This window comes from Pseudomonas sp. MDV22-iso1 (assembly GCF_058145095.1).
Genome location: NZ_JBYVMF010000001.1, coordinates 57,092 through 72,933, shown reverse-complemented (window position 1 = coordinate 72,933; position 15,842 = coordinate 57,092). Strand labels below are relative to the sequence as shown.

Annotated in this window: 12 protein-coding genes; all 12 read right to left on the bottom strand. The window is 62.4% G+C overall.

What is annotated here, in order from left to right:
* Positions 1-981 carry a glycosyltransferase family 2 protein gene (locus AC3ZVB_RS00315; protein WP_490145489.1) on the bottom strand — a complete coding sequence of 327 codons (981 nt, stop codon included), beginning with the start codon at positions 979-981 and terminating at the stop codon, positions 1-3.
* 214 nt (positions 982-1,195) lie between these two features.
* Positions 1,196-1,900: an NAD(P)H-dependent oxidoreductase gene (locus tag AC3ZVB_RS00310; protein ID WP_490145488.1), complete on the bottom strand. Its 705-nt coding sequence runs from the start codon at positions 1,898-1,900 to the stop codon at positions 1,196-1,198.
* 9 nt (positions 1,901-1,909) lie between these two features.
* Positions 1,910-3,580 carry an ABC transporter ATP-binding protein gene (locus AC3ZVB_RS00305; protein WP_490145487.1) on the bottom strand — a complete coding sequence of 557 codons (1,671 nt, stop codon included), beginning with the start codon at positions 3,578-3,580 and terminating at the stop codon, positions 1,910-1,912.
* A 2-nt stretch (positions 3,581-3,582) separates the two neighbouring features.
* On the bottom strand, positions 3,583-4,410 hold the full coding sequence (locus AC3ZVB_RS00300) for an ABC transporter permease (protein WP_162436948.1): 828 nt from the start codon (positions 4,408-4,410) through the stop codon (positions 3,583-3,585).
* A 3-nt stretch (positions 4,411-4,413) separates the two neighbouring features.
* A complete protein-coding gene (locus AC3ZVB_RS00295) occupies positions 4,414-5,373 on the bottom strand; it encodes an ABC transporter permease (RefSeq protein WP_194690742.1) in 960 nt (319 codons plus the stop codon).
* 242 nt (positions 5,374-5,615) lie between these two features.
* Positions 5,616-7,217, bottom strand: a complete 1,602-nt coding sequence (locus AC3ZVB_RS00290; RefSeq protein WP_490145486.1) for an ABC transporter substrate-binding protein — start codon at positions 7,215-7,217, stop codon at positions 5,616-5,618.
* Between the two features lie 107 nt (positions 7,218-7,324).
* Positions 7,325-8,740 (bottom strand): aldehyde dehydrogenase family protein, encoded by a 1,416-nt coding sequence (locus AC3ZVB_RS00285; RefSeq protein ID WP_490145485.1) that lies wholly within the window; start codon positions 8,738-8,740, stop codon positions 7,325-7,327.
* Positions 8,733-9,923, bottom strand: coding sequence for a pyridoxal phosphate-dependent aminotransferase (locus AC3ZVB_RS00280; RefSeq protein ID WP_490145484.1), 1,191 nt, complete (start codon positions 9,921-9,923; stop codon positions 8,733-8,735). The genes AC3ZVB_RS00285 and AC3ZVB_RS00280 overlap by 8 nt, the downstream gene beginning before the upstream one ends.
* 36 nt (positions 9,924-9,959) lie before the next feature.
* Positions 9,960-11,567 (bottom strand): 5-guanidino-2-oxopentanoate decarboxylase, encoded by a 1,608-nt coding sequence (locus AC3ZVB_RS00275; protein ID WP_490145678.1) that lies wholly within the window; start codon positions 11,565-11,567, stop codon positions 9,960-9,962.
* A gap of 10 nt (positions 11,568-11,577) precedes the next feature.
* Positions 11,578-13,677, bottom strand: a complete 2,100-nt coding sequence (locus AC3ZVB_RS00270) for an acetate--CoA ligase family protein (protein WP_490145483.1) — start codon at positions 13,675-13,677, stop codon at positions 11,578-11,580.
* An 18-nt stretch (positions 13,678-13,695) separates the two neighbouring features.
* Entirely contained in the window at positions 13,696-14,856 is a 1,161-nt protein-coding gene (locus tag AC3ZVB_RS00265; protein WP_194690746.1) for an acyl-CoA dehydrogenase family protein, read from the bottom strand.
* A 52-nt stretch (positions 14,857-14,908) separates the two neighbouring features.
* On the bottom strand, positions 14,909-15,700 hold the full coding sequence (locus tag AC3ZVB_RS00260) for an enoyl-CoA hydratase/isomerase family protein (protein WP_194690747.1): 792 nt from the start codon (positions 15,698-15,700) through the stop codon (positions 14,909-14,911).
* Positions 15,701-15,842: the final 142 nt, after the last annotated feature.

The window sequence follows — 15,842 nt, the reverse complement described above, 5'->3', positions numbered from 1 at the left end:
TCAGTCCTTGGCGTCATAGACGCGGCGCACCAGATAAACAGGGCGGCGTTTAGATTCAATGTAGGTTCTGCCCAGGTACTCACCCAGCACGCCTATGCCGATCAATTGCAAGCCGCCGAGAAAGGTGACGGCCACCATCAGCGAGGCGTAGCCCGGTACATCGACGCCGGTAAACAGCGTGCGCAGCACAATGAAAATGGCAAACGAAAATGACACCAGCGAGACGCACATCCCGAGGTAAGTCCAGACCTTGAGCGGATCAGTGCTGAAACTGGTGATGCCTTCCAGGGCGAAGTTCCACAAGCGCCATCCGTTGAATTTGCTCTCACCCGCCACTCGTTCCGGTCGCTCGTAGTCGACATGGGTGGTGCGAAACCCGACCCAGGCAAACAGGCCTTTCATGAAGCGTCGGGATTCGGGCAACGTCTGCAAGGCCTCGACCACACAACGGTCCATCAGCCGGAAATCACCGACGTTTTCCGGAAGCGGCTGCTCGGAGATTTTATTGTGCAGTCGGTAGAACCAGTTGGCCGACGTCTGCTTGGCCCAAGAGTCGTTGCGACGGCTCACACGATGGCCCAGCACGACTTCGTAACCTTCGCGCCAACGGGCGATCATCTCGAGAATGACTTCGGGAGGATCCTGCAGGTCGACGTCGATGGGCACAACGACCTGGCCGGTGACGGCCTCCAGACCGGCCGTCAACGCCGCTTCCTTGCCGAAGTTACGGCTCAGGTCGACGATGCGTATGCGTGGGTCCGTGCTCTGGCGCTGCAAGAGCAGTTCCAGGGTGGTGTCGGTGCTGCCGTCATTGACGAACACCATTTCCAGGCTCACCAGCGCCTCCGCCTTGAAGACGTCAGTGATCCGCGCAATGAACAAATCGACGGTGGCGGCTTCATTGAAAACCGGGATGACAAGCGACAGCTCCAGATGCTCGCCCAGTTGCGTTCCATGCTGATAGGTCAAGTGATTGCCCATTTTGTGATTGTTATTCAATCGAAGGCCGTCGACGGGGTCTCGACCTTCAGGAGCCGACCCGTATTAAGCAGGAGCACAAAGTGTGACGCAAGGGCGAAACAGCAGGGGTATTGGCCATTTACCGGGGGTTCGGTAACCCGAAGAGCGTCTCTTGACCGGGCAGAATCAACGCCCAGGCTGTCCATGCGGACTGGACAGCCTGGGCGTGCTCAACTCAAACAGGCAGCGGGTACAGCGCCTCATCGAACTGCGACAGACGCGGGAATGTCAGCGGTTGCTCATCGCTCAAGTGCTCCAGACGCTGTGCGTAGTCCTGCAAAAACTCCTTGCGAGCAGCGTCGCTGATGTACGGCACGTGCCAGGCCACGAACGGCTGCAGGACGTCGAAGCCGACGTACGCCAGCGTGCCGCGCAGGATCGGGCGCAGCATGTCTTCCAGCGGACCGTGAATCGCGCCGTCGCCGAACATATGCTCGCGTCCGCCCAAGGTAACGGTCACCAGCGCTTTCTTGCCGCTCAAGCCGCCCTGATCGTAGAAGCGCTTGCCGCCGTAGCAAACGCCGGACACCAGCACGCGATCGATCCAGCCCTTGAGAATCGCCGGGGTCGAGAACCAGAAAATCGGGAAGTTGAGGATCAGCAGGTCAGCCCACAGCAGCTTGTCGAGTTCCTGCTGGATGTCCGTCGCCAACGACTGGCTCTTGACGCCCAGACGTTGCTCCAGGGCATAGACCAGGTAGTCCGGGTTTTCCCGCGAGGAAAAGTCCTCGGCGCTGGCTACCGGGTTCCAGTTCATCGCGTACAGGTCACTGACCTTGACCTCATGCCCTTGGGCTTGGAGGGTGGCGACAGCCTGGTCACGCAGGGCGGCGGTGAAGGAGTTCGGCTCCGGATGAGCGTGAACGATCAGTACTTTCATGGCAGTTCCTTAAACGCTTTCAAGCTTGGTGTTGGAAGAGAGTGTGGGGGTAGCGAGCTCCGCCCGCGAGGCCAGTAACCGGTCAAGCCAGTCGGGGTCCATTTGCGGTTCGGAAGAAAACAGCAGCCCGGTGTAATCCTTGTGTGGCGGCGTGAAAATCGCGTTGCGTGAACCGTGGTCGACCACCCTGCCCCGCTGCATCACCAGCACCTCATCGGCGATCGCCCGCACGGTGGCGACGTCATGGGTGATGAACAGGTAGGAGACGCCCAATTGCTGTTGAATACGGTTGAGCAGTTTGAGCACGCCTTCGGCCACCAGTTGATCCAGCGCCGACGTCACTTCGTCGCAGATGATCAGCTGCGGATCGGCCGCCAATGCGCGGGCGATGCACACCCGTTGCTTCTGCCCGCCGGACAACTCCCGGGGTTGGCGCTCCATGAAGGTCGCCGGATCGAGTTCGATCATTTCCAGCAACTCGGCCACCCGCGCGCGCATCGCCTTGCCTTTGAGGCCCAGGTAAAACGTCAATGGTCGGCCGATGATGTCGACGATGCGCTGACGCGGATTCAACGCCGTATCGGGGATCTGGTAGATCATCTGGATGCGGCGCAGTTGCTCTTTGCTGCGCTGACGAAAGTCCGCCGGCAGCACTTCGCCGTCGTACAGCACCTGGCCTGAAGTCGGCGCCAGCAGGCCGGTGATCAGCCGTGCGGTGGAACTCTTGCCGCTGCCGGACTCGCCGATGACCGCCAGGGTCTGGCCGCGATACAGGCTCAACGAGACATCGTGCAGCACCGGTTGATGGCCGTAACTGGCGCAGCTCTTGCGCAATTCCAGCAGCGGTTTTTCCTGCTGCGGGCATGGCTTGGGTTCGGTGTGGAAACTGCGCACTGCCCACAGCGATTTGGTGTAGTCCTCTTGAGGATCGGCGAGCATGGTGCGCGTTTCGGCTTCTTCGACCAGCTTGCCGTGACGCAGGACCATGATGCGGTCGGCCATTTGCGCTACTACCGCCAGGTCGTGGCTGATGTAGATCGCCGCGCTGCCGAAGGTCGCCACGGCATCGCGAATGGCCGCCAGCACTTCAATCTGCGTGGTGACGTCGAGGGCAGTGGTCGGCTCGTCGAAGATGATCAGGTCCGGATGGCACGCCATCGCCATGGCCGTCATCACCCGCTGCAACTGCCCGCCGGAGACCTGGTGCGGATACCGCTGGCCGATCTGTTCGGGGTTGGGCAAACGCAGTACCCGATACAGCTCCACCGCTTCCGCCATGGCCTGTGCCCGGCTCATGCCGCCGTTCTTGACTGCCGTTTCGACGTGCTGGTCGATGAGTCGATGGGCCGGGTTGAACGACGCCGCCGCGCTTTGCGCCACGTAAGCGATGCGCAAGCCACGCAATTTGCGCAGGGCTTCAGGTTTGGCTTGCAGCAGGTTGATGCCATCGAAATGCACCGAGCCGCCGGTGATCCTGCAACCGTCCCGGGTGTAGCCCATGGAGGCCAGACCGAGGGTCGACTTGCCGGCACCCGACTCGCCGATCAGCCCCAGCACTTCACCTCGTTGCAGGGTCAGGTCGATGCCTTTGATCAGCGGATGCCACGCATCTTCGTAATGACCTTCGATGTGCAGATCTCGTATTTCCAGCAGCGGCTTTTCATTGTTGAGCGTGGTCATGTTCAGCACTCCTTGAGGCCGCTGGATTTATGCAGCATCCAGTCGACGACGAAGTTCACGCTGACCGTGATCAACGCCACCGCCAGGGCTGGCAGCAATGGACTGATGTCGCCGAAGGTGATCAGCACCGCGTTGTCGCGCACCATGCTGCCCCAATCGGCGGTCGGCGGTTGAATACCCAGGCCGAGAAAGGACAGCGCACTGATGAACAAGAACACAAAGCAGAATCGCAGGCCGAATTCGGCAATCAAGGGGGCGGCGGCATTGGGCAACACTTCGCGCGTCACCAGCCACCACAGACCTTCACCCCGCAGGCGCGCGGCTTCGACGAAATCCTGCACCACCACGTTCATCGCCACCGCCCGTGACAGGCGGAACACCCGAGTGGCGTCCAGCAGGGCAATCACCAGCACCAGCGACGTGGCGGTAGTGCCGACCACGCTGAGGATCAGCAAGGCGAAGATCAATTGCGGAATCGCCATCAGGATGTCCACCACCCGCGACAATCCCTGATCCACCCAACCGCCCTTGATCGCTGCGATCAACCCGCTCAAGCCACCGAGCAGGAACGCCAGCGTCGTGGTCAGGAAGGCGATGCCGAGGGTGTTGCGCGCACCGTAGAGCAGGCGGCTCAACATGTCGCGACCGAGGTTGTCGGTGCCCAGCAGGAACTGGCTGCTCCAGGGCGCAAAACCTTCGCCCACTACCTGGGTTTCGCCATAAGGCGCCAGTACCGGGGCGAACAGCGCGACGAGGATGTACAGGACGATGACCAGCAGGCCGAACTTGGCGCTCACAGGCGCCCGGAATATCTGTTTGAGCAGGCTCATGTACTACCCCTTCGGATGCATCAGGCGTGGGTTGCTGGCGATGGACAGCACATCGGCGGAGGTGTTGAGCAGGATGTAGGTCGCGGCGAAAATCAGGCTGCACGCCTGAACCACCGGAATGTCGCGCTTGGCCACCGAGTCCACCAGCAGTTGGCCGAGGCCCGGATAGACGAACACCACTTCGACCACCACCACGCCGACCACCAGGTACGCGAGGTTCAGCGCTACCACGTTGACGATAGGCGCCAGGGCATTGGGTAAAGCGTGACGGAAGATGATGCGTGACTGGCTGATGCCTTTGAGCCGCGCCATCTCGATGTAAGGGCTGGCCAACAGGTTGATCAACGAGGCGCGTGTCATGCGCATCATCTGCGCAATCACTACCAGGCTCAGGGTGGCGACCGGCAATACCGAGCGCTCCAGTATCGTGCCCAGTGAGGCGTCGGGTGCGAGGTTGGAGATACTCGGAAACCAGTTGAGCTTCACCGCGAACACCAGGATCAGCAGATAGGCAACGAAGAACTCGGGAAACGACACCGCGCTCAGGGCCGAGGTGTTGAGCACGCGGTCGAACCAGCTGTTGCGATAGAGCGCTGCGAGCATGCCCAGCAACAAAGCCAGCGGCACTGAAACCAGCGCGGCCAACAGGGCCAGGCTGAAGGTGTTGCCCAGGCGCGAAGCGACGAGATCGGCGATGGGCCGTTGATTGGCCAGGGAGACGCCGAGGTCACCTTGCACCACGTTCCATATCCAGTGCCCGAAGCGGGTGAGCGGCGGGAGGTCCAGCCCCAGTTGAGTGCGATAGGCCGCGACGGTTTCCGGCGTGGCGGACTGGCCGAGCATGGCCTGGGCGATGTCTCCCGGGAGCATGCCGACGGCCAGGAAAATGATGACCGATACCGCGAACAGCGATAGCAGGCCGAGTGCCAGACGTTGTAATAGCAACTTGAAAATACTGTTCACTGCACAGTTCCTCGTTGGAGCAAGCAGGCATTTACGCCTTGCGCAAACCTGTAGCAGCTGGCGAAGCCTGCGTCCGGCTGCGAAGCAGGCGTAATACCTGCTTGCTCGATTGACCTGAAACACCGCGGGCCCTGATTTCACGACTGCTTAGCAGCCGAACGCAGGCTTCGCCAGCTGCTACATGAGACTTGCGGTAATTCCACCTGCGGTAGCAGCTCGGAATTACCGCAATAGCGACAGCTTTACGCCTGCCACCAGCGCTCGATGACGCGCAAGCCGTCCAGTTCACCGTACGGCGCGGTCTGGCTGCCGTGGGCGACGCGGTTGGAGCGCGCCGCCACCGAGCTGGCGAACAACGGCACGATCGCCCCGCCGTCATCCCGGCACAACGACTGCATCTCGTTGTACATCTCGCGACGCAGTGGGTCGTTCAATTCGCCCCTGGCAGCGTTGAGCAACTGGTTGAAGCGCGGGTTGTCCCAGTGCGTTTCGTTCCAGGCGGCCCCCCTGGCGTAGCCGATGCTGAACATGCGGTCGGCGGTCAGGCTGCTGTACCAGAACGAAGTGGTGAACGGCTGTTTCATCCAGACGTTGGAGAAGTAGCCATCGACGGGTTCGCGGACCACATCGATATCGATCCCTGCCTGGCGCGCCTGCTCCTTGAACAGGACTGACGCATCCACCGCGCCGGAGTAGGCGGCGTCGGAGGCCTGCAAGCGAACTTTCAGAGAATCGACCCCGGCCTGGCGCAAATAGAAACGCGACTTGTCCGGGTCGTAGGTCCGCTGCTCCAGCGCCGTGTTGATGAAACGGCTACCGGGCTGGATCGGGTGATCGTTACCCACCAGGCCATAGCCATACAACACCGACGCCAGCAGCGTTTCGCGGTTGACGGCGTGCTTCATGGCCATGCGGATATTGTTGTCCTTGAACTGCTGGGCGTCGCACAACATCGGGAAGGTGTAGTGCTGGGCGCCTTTGGTTTCTTCGATCACCAGATTGGGGTTGCGCTTGAGCAATGCCACGGTTTTCAAGTCGACCTTGTTGATCACGTCGACCTGCCCGGTCACCAGCGCATTGATGCGTGCGGCGCCGTCGGCAATCGCAAGCAGCTCGGCACTGGCGAAGTGTGCGCGGCCGGGTTTCCAGTAGTCGGGGCTGCGCTCCAGGCCCATGCGCACACCCGGTTCGAAATCCTTGAGGCGATAGCCACCGGTTCCGATGCCGGCCTGCCAATCCGGCACACCGTCTTTGCTCGGCATGATCACCAGATGGTAATCGGCGACCACGTATGAGAAGTCCGCGTTGCCCGAATGCAGTTCGAACACCACGCTGTCGGCGCCTTGGGCGCTGACCTTGGCGACGTCGCCCAACACGGTCTTGGCGGCGGACGTGGATTTTTCACCGAGGTGATGCTGGATCGAGGCAACGACATCCTCGGCCGTCAGCGTTTTGCCGTTGTGGAAGGTCACGCCCGGACGCAACTTGAAGGTCCAGATGCGAGCGTCCGGGGTCGAGGTCCAGCTCTCGGCCAGTTCCGGGATTGCCGTGCCGTCCACGGCGATTTCGGTGAGGGTGTTATAGATCGCGGAGAAGCCGACGAAGGTGAAGGTATCGACCCAGGTGCCGGGATCCCGGGAGTCGGTGGTGCTGCCACCGGCCAGGCCAAGGCGCAAGACGCCGCCCGGTTTTGGTGTGGCTTCTGCGGCGAAGGCGCCCATTGGCAAGCCCATGGAAAACGCCCCGGCGACTGCTACTGCAGTGGCGCTGTACCTCAAGAAGTCTCTGCGAGGAAAACTGAAAGTCTGGTTCGCTTGAGTAATTTTGTTGTTGTTATCGCTCATTGCATTGCCCCTGATCAAACGCTGCCAAAAGTAATGAAATATCGGTTCGAAACCACGCAAAGCACCGGGCCATGGCCCGGTGCATCAATCGTTTACCTCATCAGGACTCACACCTGAATCGCCTTCACTTCGACGAATTCGTTGAGCCCTTCCTCCCCCCATTCACGGCCATTGCCCGATTGTTTGTAGCCACCGAACGGCGCTTGATAATTGAACGCCGCGCCATTGAGAAAGCACTGTCCCGCGCGCAGTTGCCGCCCCAGGTTCAAGGCCCGTTCATGACTGCCGGCCCAGACCCCGCTGGACAGGCCGAACGGTGAATCGTTGGCGATCTCGATCGCCTGCGCTTCGTCGTCGTAGGGAATCAGGCACAGCACCGGGCCGAAGATTTCTTCCTGGGCGATGCGCATGCGGTTGTCGACATCCGCAAACACGGTCGGGCTGACATAGAAACCGCGCTCGAACTCCTGCGCCGCTTCGCCACCGCACACTAATCGCGCGCCTTCCTGAAGACCGGTCTGGATGTAGTCGAGTACCGTGCGCCGTTGGGCCGCCGAACACATCGGTCCGAGGAAACTTTGCGGGTCCAGCGGATCGCCCATGCGCAGGCTTTGGGTTTCGGCAATCGCCAGTTCCACGGCTTCGGCGTAGCGACTGGCCGGCAGCAACATGCGGGTCAACGCGGTGCAGGTCTGCCCGGAGTTGATCATCACGTCCTGCACGCCGTAGCGCACGGCGGCGGCCAGGTCGGCGTCCTCGGCAATCAGCAGCGCCGACTTGCCACCCAGTTCCAGGCACACGCGCTTGACCGAGGGTGCCGCGGCTTGCGCCACCCGTACGCCCGCGCCGGTGGAGCCGGTGAACGACACCATGTCCACGTCCGGGTGTTTGGCCAGGGCTTCACCGACCTTCGAACCGGGCCCGCTGACCAGGTTGAACACGCCCGCCGGCAAGCCGATCGCTTCAATCATCTGCGCCAGCAAGAACGCGTGCAACGGGGTTTCCTGACTGGGTTTGACCACCACGGTGCAACCGGCGGCGAGTGCCGGGGCGAGTTTGCCGATCAACTGGTGCAGCGGGTAATTCCACGGGTTGATGAACGCGCACACGCCCACCGCTTCGCGAATCACCAACGAGTTGCCGACCTCGCGAACGTCGTCCATCAGGCCGGCGAGTTCGATGTATTGCTCAAGCCCTTCGATCGGCCCGTCGACCTGAACCGAACGGCACCATTGCACCGGCATCCCCAGTTCGGCGGTGATCACCGAGGCCATCTCGTCGGCGCGTTGACGCAGTTGCTCGGCGAGGGCGCGAATGTAGCCGGCACGCACGCTCGAAGGCGTGCGCGACCATGAAGCAAAGGCGCGACGGGCGGCGGCCACCGCGTGGTCGACATCGCGTTCATCGCCCAGCGGCACCGAGCCTGCGACGGCCTCGGTGGCCGGGTTGATGACCTCGGCGATACCTTGCCCCGACGGGGTCTGCCAGCGGCCATCGATAAACAGTGTGGTGTAGTCATGCATAAATCGGCGTCTCCATCAGTTCACTGGCACAACGTGCGATGCGCTGGCAGGCATCACTCAAGGCTTGCGCGTTGACCACCAGCCCCAAGCGAATATGCCCGGCAGCACTGGGGCCGAACGCTTCACCGGCCAGCACCGAGACGCCATGCCGGTCGAGCAGGCGATTGGCGAAGGCCTGAGCGCTAAGCCCGGTGTCACGAATGTCGACCATCACGAACATCCCGCCATCAGGTTTCAAGGCCCGCAGCCCTGGGCAATCGGCGAGGCTTTCGCAGACCAGGTCGCGGCGCTGGCGATAGGCTTCACGCATGGCGTCGAGTTCTGGAAGCTGGCTGTCCAGCGCCACGATAGCGGCGTCCTGGATGAAGTCCGGTGAGCCGTACAACATGCACAGCGCGAGGTTTTCCAGGTGGGTGGAAAGCGCTGGCGGCGCGACCACCCAACCCACGCGCCAACCGGTCATGGCATGGGATTTCGACAGGCTGTTGAGCGTCGCGGTGCGTTCAGCCATGCCCGGCAAACTGGCCGGACTGACGTGCTCACCCTCGAACAACAATTCGCTATAGACCTCATCGGAAATCAGCCACAGGTCGTGGGCGATGCACAGTTCGGCCAGGGCCTGCCACGTGCTTCCCGGGAGGCTGGCACCCGACGGGTTGTGCGGGCTGTTCAGCGCCAGGGCGCGGGTGCGCGGGGTGATGCGCGCCGCGACGTCTTCGGGCAGCACCCGAAAGCCATTTTCCGGACGCACCGGCACCGGAATCACCACCGCCCCGCATGCCCCGAACACCGCTTCATAAGTCACGTACATCGGCTCGGCGACGATCACTTCGTCCCCGGGGTTGAGCACGCACTGGGCGACGCAGAACAGTGCGCATTGGGCACCGGCCAACACCGTGACTTCATCGGCCGATACGGCCTGACCGCTGCGCTGCTGATGACGCCGGGCGATGCTTTCACGCAGGGCACGTTTGCCACGGACATCGGCGTAGTGAGTGTTGCCGTTCAACAAGCTGTCGATGGCGGCCTGAACGATCGGCACCGGGGTGTCGAAATCCGGATCGCCCACCGACAGCAGCAGGATGTCTTCGCCCTGCTCCTGCAGCGCCAGGGCGCGGTAATGAATGTCCCACGCGGCAGCACCGTCACCGGAGATTCGTTGTGTCAGATCGGAAAAGCGCATGGCCTGCTCCTTTTGAAAAGCGCCGAAAAATGGGAATCAATGCGCACAGGCATGCTTGAGTTCGATCAGCGTGACGCCGTTACGCTTGAAGCCATGGCGCAAATCGGTTTGCAGTTCGGCCAGGCTTTGCGGCTGGGTCACGGTGCAACCGAACGCGCGACCCAGGGCGGCAAAGTCCGGATTGCGTGGCAGCACGCCGATCGGCTCGATGTCCAGGCCCAGCATGTCGTCGCGAATCTGCCCCAGGGCGTCGTTGTTCCACAGCAGCACCACCAGCGGGCTGTCCAGTTCCTCGACCGCCGTCGCCAGTTCCTGCGCGGTGTAGAGGAAACCACCGTCGCCGACCAGTACCAGGCCAGGTCGCGTTGGCGCACCGAACTTGGCGCCGATACCGGCGGGCAGGCCATAACCCAAGGTGCCATAGCCGGTCGGGTGTAACCAGCTGCGGGGCGCCAGGCTGTCGAAGGCGTAATTGCCGGTGTAGGCCAGCTGGGTCATGTCGGTGCTGATGAAGGCATTGACCGGCAACTCGGCAGCGATGCGCTCGAGAATGGCCTGGTGAATCGACTGCAAAGCGCCGTGGCCGTTTTTGACGGCTTCACGCAGTTGGGTGACCGCTTCAATTGCCGCCGTGGCATCACGAGGGGCGGATGGCAGGCGCTCGAGCAAGCCCGCGAGGGTCTGCTGCGCATCGCCTTGCAGCGCCACCGCGCAAGGGTAGAAGTCGTTGAACTTGCGCGGGTCGATGTCCACACGCAGCAGTTGGGCGTTGAGCGGCAAGCGCTCGCGCCAGAAATCGGTATCGGCCATTTCAGTACCGACTGCCAACACCACATCGGCTTCGGCGATCAGGCTCCAGCCGGGTTCCACGCACAGGGACGAGCCGGCGTTGAGCGGCGCGTCCGGTGGCAGCAGGCCTTTGCCTGCAACGCTGGTGAACAATGGCGCGGCCAATTGGGTGCTCAGTGCCTGCAGTTCCTGCGCCGCATTGAGTGCGCCACCACCGGCGATGATCATCGGCCGTTTGGCGTTTTGCAGCGTGGCGACGGCCTCGTCCAATGCGCGGGTCGACGCCGGGCCACGACCCGGACGGCGTACGACGTCGTTACTCCAGTCGCGGGCCACGTGTGCCGACAGCACGTCCAGCGGCACCGAGATGTGCACCGGACGCGGGCGTTCGCTGTCGAACACGGCGTAGGCGCGGGCGATCAGTTCGGGCAGGTCCTCGGCGCTAAACGCAACCGCCGAGAACGCCGTGATCGGCGCAGTCATGGCGCGCTGATCCTGAGTTTCGTGCAGGCACCCCCAGCCTTTTCCGAGGCTGGCCGTGTGGTTGACGCTGGAGATCACCAGCATCGGAATCGAGTCGGCGTACGCCTGGCCGATACCGGTCGCAGCGTTGGTCACGCCCGGCCCGGTGATGATGAAGCACACCCCCGGTTTGCCACTGACGCGGGCATACCCATCGGCCATGAAACTGGCGCCTTGTTCATGGCGGGTCAGGACGTGGCGAATGCCGCTGCCCGGCAGGCCGCGATACAGTTCCAGCGTGTGCACGCCGGGAATGCCGAACACGGTGTCGACGCCGTAGTTGGCCAGCAGACGGACCAGGGCCTGGCCGCCGGTCAATGTCGTGGTTTGCATGTTCATATCCTCACTCGTGGCCAAGGCGAATCAACGCGTCGACCGCAGTCGTGCCATGGGCACCGACCAACAATGGGTTCACATCGAGTTCCAGCAATTGATCGGCGTTCTCACAGGCGTAATCGGCCACCGAGCGAATGGCCGCGACCAGCGCCTCCAGGTCAGCCGCTTCACGACCGCGAAAACCCTGCAGCAATGCGGCACTGCGCAGGCTCAGCAACGCAGCGCGAATAGCGCCATCGGTGGTCGGCAGCAGCAGGCTGCGACTGTCCTTGAGCAGTTCCACCAGAATGCCGCCAGCGCCGATCACGAGCGCCAGGCCGAAGTCATTTTCGCGCTTGATACCGACGATCAACTCAGCCAGTGGTGCTGAAGCCATGGGTTCCAGCAACACCTGATCAAAGGGCAACTGCGGCGCGTAATCGGCGATGCTCGCGCGCATCGTTTCCAGCGCGTCGGTCAGGGCTGCGCCATCCTTCAAATTGAGCGCGACGGCACCGGCTTCGGTTTTGTGCGGCAACTGCGCGCTGACGGCTTTGAGCACCAGCGGGTAACCCAACGCGTTGGCGTCGGTGAGTGCCTTTGCCGGCGTGCTCAGTACACCTTTGGGGGTCGGCAGGCCGAAGGCGCGCAGCGCCTGTTTGGAATCCCACTCGTTGAGCAAGCGGCCCTCCCCTTCCAGCGCCTGGGGGCACAGCGGCACGAGTGCCGATTCGCCCAGCGCGAGCAGCGCCTCACGGTTGCGCTGATAACCGGCGATCAGTCCCCAGGCGGTCAAGCCGTCTTCCACACCTTGCAGCGCAGCGACGCCTCGGGCATGCAGCAATTCACGCGCGCTGGCCGGCAGCAATTCAGGGAAGGCCGAGGTGACAAAACCGGTCTTGCCGTGACGGACCAGCGCGGCGCAGTAAAGCTCCAGCAGCAGGTCGCATTCCTTGCGTTCACCGGTGGACTCCGTCGGGTAATCGAGCACCAGCATGGCCGCATCGGCTTCGGTGCGCAGGGCGCTGTCGAGCATGCGGTTCAGCGCTTCGCCGTCACCCCAGATCGCCGTGGTGAAATCCAGCGGATTGACCAGATTGGCGTAGCTCGGCAGCACCTGGGCAAGCTCTTCGCGCTGACCTTCATCGAGCTTGGGCAACGTCAGGTCGTTGCGTTCGGCATAGTCGGCAATCAGCCCGGCGTCGCCACCGGAACAGGCCAGTGCAATCAGGCTATTGCCCGAGGGTAATTTTCCGCACGCAGCAGCCTTGAGCGTTTCGACAAAGCTCACCGGACCACTGACGCGGATCACGCCAAGACGCGCGAAAAGGCTGTCGTACAGCGCATCGGAACCGGACAGCGAACTGGTGTGGCTGAGGGCGAGTTCGGCGCCGATCTGCGACACACCGGTTTTCAGGGCAATAATCGGAATGCCCTTTTCCAGCGCCTTGTGCGCGGCCCGGGCAAATCCCGGAACGTTTTTCAGCCCTTCCATGTGCAGGCCGATGGCGGTGACCCGAGGTTCGTCGAGCAACACGTCCATCAATTCAGCGACGCCCAGTTGTGCCTGATTACCGACCGATGCCATGTACGCAACCGGCAGCGAGCGGTCGCTCATGGACAGGTTGTAGGCAAAGTTGCCGCTCTGGGTCAGCACGGCGACACCCTTCTCCACCGGCTTGCCGCCGTGGGCCACCGGCCATAACGCCGAGCTGTGCAAGTAGTCGAGCAAGCCGTAGCAGTTGGGACCGAGCAGGGCCATGTCGCCGGCCGCCTCGAGCAACTGTTGCTGCAGGGCCTGGCCTTCTGCTCCGGTCTCGGCAAACCCGGAGGCGTAGCAGATCACACCGCCAGCGCCTCTTGCCGCCAGCTGCGCCACGGCGGTCAGGGTCAGCTCGCGATTGGTGGCGATGAACACAGCGTCCGGGCCACAGGGCAGCGCGTCAATGCCGGGCACACAGGGCACACCTTCGAGGCTTTCATGCTGCGGATTCACCAGCCACATTTGTCCCTGGTAGCCACCTTCGGCGCAACGCTTGAGCGCGCGCGCCATGCTGCGGCCACCGACGAACGCCAGGTGGCGCGGCGCGAGCAGGCGTTTGAGGTTTTCACGAATAGTCTGCGACATGCTTGTTCTCCAGGCCGATCAGCGCAGCAGCGGCCGCAGTAGCTCGCGGGAAATGATGTGACGCTGGATTTCCGAGGTGCCTTCCCAGATCCGCTCGATCCGCGCGTTACGCCAGATGCGTTCCACCGGTCCTTCATCCATCAGGCCCATGCCGCCGAAGATCTGCACCGCCTCATCAGCCGCGCGGCCGAGCACTTCACTGGCGAACAATTTGGCCATGCCGGCCTCGCCGTCGGTCATCGTGCCCTGGTCCATTTTCCAGGCGGTGTGCAGGGTCAGAAGCTCAGCCGCACGAATCTGCGTGGCCATGTCCGCGAGCTTGAACGAGATGCCCTGGTAGGTACCGATCGGCTGGCCGAACTGCTTGCGGTCCGCCGCCCATTGCAGCGACACGTCGAGTGCCCGTTGGGCCTGGCCGACGCAGTTGGCGGCGACCATCACGCGCCCTGCCGTCAGCCAGGCATTGGCCACTTCCCAGCCCTTGCCGACTTCACCCAGGACTTTGCTCGCGGGTACGCGGCAGTCGTCGAAGAACATTTCGAAGGTGTGGTAACCGCGGTTGCTCACGCACTTGGGGCCACGGCGAATGGTCATGCCCGGCGTGTCGCGATCCACCAGGAACGAGGTCACGGCGTTGCGTTTTTTGCCATTGTGTTCGTAGGTGTCGGTGACCGCGAAAACGATGGCGAAATCGGCGTGGCCAGCGTGGCTGATGAAATGCTTGCTGCCGTTCAAAACGAAGTCATCACCGTCGCGCACGGCACGGGTTTTGATCGCATTCGCATCGGAACCGGCACCCGGTTCGGTGAGCGCAAAGCAGTCGATTTTCTCGCCTTGAATACACGGCAGCAGGTAGTCGCCAATCTGGCTGCCGGTGCACGCCATGAGGATTTTTGAAGGACGTGCGACGAACACGTGCAGCGCCCATGAGACCTTGGACAGCTCTCGCTCGATCAGCGCCTGGGACAGGTAATCGAGACCACCACCGCCGACTTCTTCCGGCATGTTGAAGGCATAGAATCCGGCGGCGATGGCCTTGCCGCGGATCTCGGCCGCCAATTCCGGTGAGACTTCGTCGGCACGATCAACCGCATCTTCGTGAGGCAGCAGTTCCTTGGCGACGAAGCTGCGTACTGCGTCCACCAACATTTCTTGTTCTTGGGTCAGTTGGAAATTCATGGGTGCTACCTGTTGTTCGTGTGCGGGTTAGAGGTGCAAGGCAGAAGCGGTTTTATCGACCGACAAACCGGGCCGGGCGTTTTTCCACGGAAGCGCGCAAGGCCTCGGCACCGTCCTCGCTGCGACCGCAGAGCAGGCCGGCGGCGAGCTCGGCTTGCAGTTGTTCCGGCAGGCTGCGCTGGGCGCCTTCGCGCATGAGTTTTTTGGTCTGGACGAAGGCGAAGGTCGGGCCGTTGGCCAGGCGGGTTGCCAACTCACCGGTGACGTCGAGCAGTTGCTCGTCGGCGCACACTTCACCGACGAGTCCGGTCGCCAGGGCGCGGTCTGCCCCCCACAACTCATCGAGAAACAGCAGGCGCTTGGCTTGCTCAGTGCCGATCAACCGAGGCAGGTGCCAGCTGGCACCGGCGTCCGGGGAGTACGCCATGCTGGTGTAGCCGGCCTTGAAGCGTGCCGATTGCGCAGCGATGCGCAGGTCGCAGCACAGCGTCAGGTCCATGCCGGCGCCCACAGCGGTGCCATTGATTGCGGCGATGGTCGGTTTTTCCAGGCTGTACAGGCGGCTCATCAGGGCGTGGGCGGTTTCGGTCCAGCCGTAGCTTTCGAGCGCGCCACGGGCTTCGGCTTCGGCCCATTCAGCGAGGTCGGCACCGGCACAGAAACTGCGGCCACTGCCGGTCAATACGACAACACGCACGGCAGGGTCGGCGTTGAATTCGTCGAGCAGGGCGTGGAGGTTTTTCAGGGTCGGGATGTCCAGCGCATTGCGCTGAGCGGTGCGATTGAGGGTGATCCAGGCAACGCCTGCTTCGACCTGGCTGAGCAGAGAAGGTTGAGTAGTCATTGCGAGTCCTCGAATTATTTTGATTGGAATGAGGTGATGCGACTTGGGGCCATACTAAACGAGTGTTCAGTAAGGCGGCAATTGGGGGGATGAATGGCTGTAACAGACGCGAAAACCACTTATCTTTCTGTTTTTTAAGGAT